A 6,201-nucleotide genomic window follows, 5' to 3' on the forward strand; every position below is an offset into this window, starting at 1 on the left:
GTGATCAAGCGGATGGCTTACGGCTACCGGGACAGCGAGTTCTTTTTCATGAAGATCAAGAATGACTTTCCCGGCAATCCGTGAAGAACCTTTTTTTATGGCTATTCGCATTCCCCTGTAGGAGCGGCCTTGTGTCGCGATGGGGCGCAAAGCGGCCCCAATACCTGCAACCGAGGTATTCCTGACAGACCGAACTGGCTGATATAGGGGCCGCTTTGCGGCCCATCGCGACACAAGGCCGCTCCTACAGGGGTCGTGCGAAAATAAAATTTCGGTTATTAATAAATAGCTTCTTATTCCTTTACGAATATAACTCCCTCCCTATACTTGTCTCCAAGCACGCAAACTTACTGGAGGCGTCCCCATGCGCAATGAGTCAATTCGTTACCTGATTGTGCCGGGCTGGCAAGGATCGCCAGACAACCATTGGCAAAGTCACTGGCAGCGCACGCTGCCCAACAGTGCCCGGGTCGAGCAGGCTGACTGGCTGACCCCGCAACGGCAGGACTGGGTGCAGGCGCTGGAGCAGGTAATTGCCGCCGAGCGCTCGCCGGTGATCCTGATTGCCCACAGCCTGGGCTGCATCACCGTCGCCCACTGGGCCGCGCAGGCCAGCCCGGCTTTGCTGCGACGCGTGCGTGGTGCGCTGTTGGTGGCGCCAGCGGATGTCGAGCGGCCCACCTGCGCGCCTGCCTTGCGCAATTTTGCGCCGATCCCGACCGATGTATTGCCGTTCCCCAGCCAGGTGGTCAGCTCGGACAACGACCCGGCCGTGAACGTGCCACGGGCGCTGTACCTGGCCCAGGCATGGGGCGCCGAGGCAGGGCTGCTGAGCAATGCCGGGCACATCAACGTCAAGTCCGGCCATGAGCGCTGGGAACAAGGCTTTGCCTACCTGTACCGCTTGCAGAGCCGGGTTGAGCAGCGCGCACTGCGTCGCGCCTGACAGCCCTTGCTGTTTTCCGTTTACCTGACGCCCGGCCTGAGCAGGCCTGGGGCGGGAGTCCGTCATGACGTTTCAAAACCCGTTTGGCCAGCCGCTGCTGACCTTCCCCGAGCTGGACAAGAGCCCGCTGAGCATCCGCGCCAAGGCCTTGGTGTTCATCGACCCGCGTTCGCAGCAACTGCGTGAGGACCTTGAGCGCCTGGCGCCGCAACCCTTGCCCGTGCTGATCCGTGGCGAGACCGGCACCGGCAAGGAGTTGCTGGCCCGGCAAATCCACCGTGCCAGCGACCGTGGCGGGCTGTTCGTGTCGGTCAACTGCGCGGCCATCAGCCCCACTTACGCCGATGCCGAACTGTTCGGCTACAGCGCCGGCAGCCATGGCGGTACCGCCAGCAGCCGCGCCGGCTGGTTCGGTTCGGCCAACGGCGGCACGCTGTACCTGGACGAGATTGCCGACTTGCCGCTGGCCATCCAGGGCAAGCTGCTGGCAGCCCTGGAAAACCGCGAAGTCACCCGGGTGGGGGCACAGCAGCCACAGCCGGTGGATGTGCGGCTGGTGGCCGCGACCAGCATCGACCTGGCGCGGGTAGTAAAAGCGGGGCGCTTCAACGAACGCCTGTACCAGTACCTGCGTGAGGGTGCGCTTGAACTGCCGCCGCTGCGCGAGCGGCCAGGCGACATTCTGCCGCTGGCCGAGTACTTCGTGGGCATCTACAGCGTACGCCTGCAGCGGCCAGTGCCGCTGGTGAGCGAGGCGGCGCAGCAGGTGCTGGAAGCGCATTTCTGGCCTGGCAATACCCGCGAACTGGAGAACGTCATCCACTTTGCCTTGCTGGTAAACGATGGCGAAGAGATCCAGCCAGAAGACCTCGACTTGCTCAACACCGCGCGCTAGACATTGCTCATAAGCAAAGTGACTGATGGCAGTTTGTTTTTGGAATAAGCAACTAAGTAAAAGATATTGTTACGGAATAAAAATTCTAGGTATTGTCCGCCTCACGCCCGCTGGTGAACCGGTTGGGCACCCGATTCGCCATCGCCGATGGCCCAGATTCAGAACAAGGACCACCATGAAGAAGACCCTGCTGACCACTGCCCTGGCCGCTGCCCTGTCGTTCTCCGGCCTGGCCGCCGCTGCCGAGAAACTGGTGGTTGCCGCTACCCCGGTACCGCACGCCGAAATCCTTGAGCTGATCAAGCCGACCCTGGCCAAAGAAGGCGTGGACCTGCAGATCAAGGTCTTCACCGACTACGTGCAGCCGAACGTGCAGGTTGACCAGAAGCGCCTGGACGCCAACTACTTCCAGACCCTGCCGTACTTGAAGAGCTTCAACGAAGGCAAGGGCACCCACCTGGAAACCGTGATCGGTGTGCACGTCGAGCCGTTCGGTGGTTATTCGAAGAAGATCAAGAACCTGTCCGAGCTGAAGGAAGGCGCCACTGTTGCCATCCCTAACGAAGGCAGCAACAGCGGCCGCGCCCTGATCCTGCTGCAGAAGGCCGGCCTGATCACCCTGAAAGACCCGAAAAACGCCCTGGCCACGCCAAAGGACATTGCCGAGAACCCGAAGAAGCTGAAGTTCCGCGAGCTTGAATCGGCCATGCTGCCGCGTGTGCTGGACCAGGTCGACCTGGACATGATCAACACCAACTACGCCCTGGAAGCCGGCCTGAACCCGGCCAAGGACGCGCTGGTGATCGAAGGTGCCGACTCGCCGTACGTGAACTTCCTGGTTGCCCGCCCGGACAACAAGGACAGCGAGGCCATCCAGAAACTGGCCAAGGCCCTGACCAGCCCGGAAGTTAAAGAATTCATCGCCAAGAAGTACCAGGGTGCGGTGCTGCCGGCGTTCTGATGCGCTTGTAGATTTTTGCGTAACCAAACGCCGACACCCTTGTGTCGGCGTTTTTGTTTCTGGGGCCGCCAATACCTGTGGGAGCGGGCATGCCCGCGAACACCGGCGTAGCCGGTGCCATGCACCGCAGCGCTTGCTTCGCGGGCACGCCCGCTCCCACAGGGTCGGTGATATGCATATGTAATAAAGGTATTTATTAAAAAGTTTTTAGATCATTAGAGTCTAGTTATTGTGCCCACGCGCACCCTGCAGACTTGCTCTACCCATGACCCTCGACACCGCATTCATCCTCAGCACGCTACCCGCCTTCCTCAAGGCCGTGGGCGTGACCTTGCAGGTCGGCCTGATCGCCATCGCCACATCTCTGCTGGTAGCCCTGGTCAACGCCACCCTGCTGGTGCTGCGCACCCCCTACCTGTGGCGCCTGGTCAAAGCCTACGTGGAGCTCGCACGCAACACGCCACTGCTGATCCAGCTGTTCTTCGTCTACTTCGCGTTACCCAGCCTGGGCCTGAAGATTTCCGGCTTCAGCGCCGCCATCATCACCATGACCTTCATGGGCGGTGCCTACCTAACCGAGGTGTTGCGGGCTGGCATCGAGGCAGTGCCGCGTGCCCAGCTTGAGTCCGGGCGCTCCATCGGCTTGTCCGAGGGCCAGTTGCTGCGCCATGTGCTGCTGCCCCAGGCCGGCATCCTCAGCTTGCCGGCGCTGTTTGCCAACTTCATCTTCCTGCTCAAGGAAACCACCGTGGTGTCGGCGGTGGCCGTGCCGGAAATTCTCTACACCACCAAGAACTACATCGCGCTGTACTACAAAACCTACGAAATGCTCACCGTGCTGACCCTGCTCTGCGTGCTGCTGTTCCTGCCGCTTTCGTTGCTGCTGCGCTATGTGGAAAGGAGGCTGCAACATGGCCAGTTCGGGGTTTGAACTGTTGCTGCAGGCCTTGCCGCAGCTGGCCGGCGGCGCTGCACAGACCTTGGCCATCTCGGCGCTGGGGATTCTGTTCGCGACGCTGGGTGGGGTGCTGTACGGCGTGCTGGCAACACTGGGTAACCGTGCCCTGAACATTGCCTTGCAGATTTACCTGGAGCTGTTCCGCGCCATCCCGGTACTGGTCTGGCTGTACCTGGTGTTCTTCGGCCTGCCGATCTTCTTTGCCCTGAGCATCCCCAGCTTCTGGTGCGCCGTGCTGGTACTGGCCCTGTGGGGCGCCAGCGAGGTGGGCGAGGTGGTGCGCGGTGCATTGGCTTCGCTGCCGCGTGGCCAGCGCGAGGCGGGGCTGTCGATTGGCCTGGCCGGCTGGCAGTTGTATGGCTACGTGCTGCTGCCGCAGGCGCTCAAGCGCATGACCCCGCCGACCATCAACATCTACACGCGGATCATCAAGACCAGCTCGCTGGCGGTGCTGATCGGCGTGGTCGAGGTGATCAAGGCTGGCCAGCAGATCATCGAGCGCACCTACGAGTCAGTGCTGATCTACGGCGCCCTGTTCCTGTTCTTTTTCATTGTCTGTTATCCGCTTTCCGCCGCTTCGCGCGTGCTGGAACGCCGCTGGGCCCACTCATGAGCGCATTGATCGAATTCCGGGGTTTCAATAAGTTTTTTGGCGAGCACCAGGTGCTCAAGGACGTCGACCTGAAGGTGGCGGCCGGCGAAGTGGTAGTTATCCTCGGCCCCAGCGGTTGCGGCAAAAGCACGCTGTTGCGCTGCCTGAATGGCCTGGAGCAGGCCCACAGCGGCCACCTGCTGCTGGCCGGGCAAGAGCTGCTCGACCCGCGCACCGATTGGCGCGACGTGCGCCAGCGGGTTGGCATGGTGTTTCAGAGCTATCACCTGTTCGGCCACATGAGCGTGATCGACAACCTGTTGCTTGGCCCGCTCAAGGTGCAAAAGCGCGAGCGTGCCGAAGCGCAGGCCCAGGCCGAGGCGCTGCTGGCTCGGGTCGGCCTGCTGGACAAGCGCGACGCTTTTCCCCGGCAGTTGTCCGGCGGCCAGCAGCAACGGATCGCCATCGTACGTTCGCTGTGCATGAACCCCGAGGTGATGCTGTTCGACGAGGTTACCGCGGCTCTCGATCCGGAAATGGTCAAGGAGGTGCTGCAGGTGATTCAGGGCCTGGCCCGCGACGGCATGACCCTGCTCATCGTTACCCACGAAATGGCCTTCGCTCGCGCGGTGGCCGACCGCATCGTGTTCATGGAGGCCGGCAGGATCCTTGAACAGGGCGACCCCGAGAGCTTCTTCACCCGACCGCAGACCGCACGCGCGCAGCAGTTCCTGGAGAAATTCTCTTTCGTAGAAAGCCTGCCAAAGACACTGCACAAGGAACTGTCATGAAAACTGCCAACCTCACCAAACTGCTGGCGCCGTTGTTCGGCCTGGCCCTGCTGGCCGGCTGCAACAAGGCCGAGGAGCCACCCAAGCCTGCGGCCGCATCGCCGGCTACCAGTTACCTGGAAACCATCAAGGCCCGCGACAAGCTGATTGTCGGCGTGTTCACCGACAAGCCACCGTTTGGCTTCGTCGATGAAAAGGGACGCTACGTAGGCTTTGACACCGATATCGGCCGGCGCCTGGCCAAGGACCTGCTGGGTGATGAAAACAAGGTCGAGTTTGTTGCCGTGGAGCCTGCCAGCCGTATTCCGTTCCTGCAGAGCGACAAGGTCGACTTGATCCTTGCCAACATGACCGTGACCCCGGAGCGCAAGGAAGCGGTGGACTTCACCAACCCCAACTTGCGCGTTGCCGTGCAGGCCATCGTTGCCGATGGCAGCCCGGTACAGAAACTGGATGACCTGGCCGACAAGACCATCATCGTTACCACCGGCACCACGGCTGACATCTGGCTGACCAAAAACCACCCGGAGTGGAAGCTGCTCAAGTTCGAGAAGAACAGCGAATCGCTGCAAGCCCTGGCTACCGGGCGTGGCGATGCCTATGCGCAGGACAACCTGATCCTGTTCAGCTGGGCCAAGCAGAACCCGGGCTACCGCGTGCTGCCGCAGTTGCTGGGTGATGAGGCACCGATTGCGCCGGCAGTGAAGAAGGGCAATACCGAATTGCGTGACTGGGTGAATGCCGAACTGGCCAAGCTGGGTGAGGAGAAGTTCCTGCTCAAACTGTATGACCAGTATGTGCGCAAGGAACTGAGCGATGACACCAAGCCGGAAAGCGTGATCGTCGAAGGCGGCAAGTGGCAGGGATAACTGGCCAAGGGGGCCGCTTTGCGGCCCATCGCGACACAAGGCCGCTCCTACAGGGGACCGCGCAAGTCCAGGACACGCGGCCCCGTGTAGGAGCGGCCTTGTGTCGCGATGGGCTGCGAAGCAGCCCCTACGGCGCTGGCACCAATCGCAAGGTACTCTGCGCCGGTATCATCCCCATCTGCGCCTTTT

Annotated in this window: 7 protein-coding genes; all 7 read left to right on the forward strand. The window is 61.5% G+C overall.

From position 1 onward, the window contains the following. Positions 1 to 364: 364 nt before the first annotated feature. The 7 genes from ACQKPZ_RS27905 (at position 365) to ACQKPZ_RS27935 (ending at position 6,012) form a co-directional block, all read left to right on the forward strand. Positions 365 to 946 (forward strand): alpha/beta hydrolase, encoded by a 582-nt coding sequence (locus ACQKPZ_RS27905; protein ID WP_427544469.1) that lies wholly within the window; start codon positions 365 to 367, stop codon positions 944 to 946. A 64-nt stretch (positions 947 to 1,010) separates the two neighbouring features. Further along, complete coding sequence (locus ACQKPZ_RS27910) at positions 1,011 to 1,841, forward strand: sigma 54-interacting transcriptional regulator (protein ID WP_391130520.1); 831 nt, start codon at positions 1,011 to 1,013, stop codon at positions 1,839 to 1,841. 175 nt (positions 1,842 to 2,016) lie between these two features. Further along, positions 2,017 to 2,802, forward strand: coding sequence for a MetQ/NlpA family ABC transporter substrate-binding protein (locus tag ACQKPZ_RS27915; RefSeq protein ID WP_016502129.1), 786 nt, complete (start codon positions 2,017 to 2,019; stop codon positions 2,800 to 2,802). A 265-nt stretch (positions 2,803 to 3,067) separates the two neighbouring features. Further along, positions 3,068 to 3,733 (forward strand): amino acid ABC transporter permease, encoded by a 666-nt coding sequence (locus tag ACQKPZ_RS27920; protein ID WP_391130516.1) that lies wholly within the window; start codon positions 3,068 to 3,070, stop codon positions 3,731 to 3,733. After that, a complete protein-coding gene (locus ACQKPZ_RS27925) occupies positions 3,714 to 4,373 on the forward strand; it encodes an amino acid ABC transporter permease (RefSeq protein ID WP_391130513.1) in 660 nt (219 codons plus the stop codon). Before ACQKPZ_RS27920 ends, ACQKPZ_RS27925 begins: the two co-directional genes overlap by 20 nt. After that, positions 4,370 to 5,143 carry an amino acid ABC transporter ATP-binding protein gene (locus tag ACQKPZ_RS27930; protein WP_427544472.1) on the forward strand — a complete coding sequence of 258 codons (774 nt, stop codon included), beginning with the start codon at positions 4,370 to 4,372 and terminating at the stop codon, positions 5,141 to 5,143. The genes ACQKPZ_RS27925 and ACQKPZ_RS27930 overlap by 4 nt, the downstream gene beginning before the upstream one ends. Further along, positions 5,140 to 6,012 (forward strand): transporter substrate-binding domain-containing protein, encoded by an 873-nt coding sequence (locus ACQKPZ_RS27935; RefSeq protein WP_427544475.1) that lies wholly within the window; start codon positions 5,140 to 5,142, stop codon positions 6,010 to 6,012. Before ACQKPZ_RS27930 ends, ACQKPZ_RS27935 begins: the two co-directional genes overlap by 4 nt. Positions 6,013 to 6,201: the final 189 nt, after the last annotated feature.

The organism is Pseudomonas sp. NPDC089547, assembly GCF_050280665.1.
Classification (GTDB): Bacteria; Pseudomonadota; Gammaproteobacteria; order Pseudomonadales; family Pseudomonadaceae; genus Aquipseudomonas.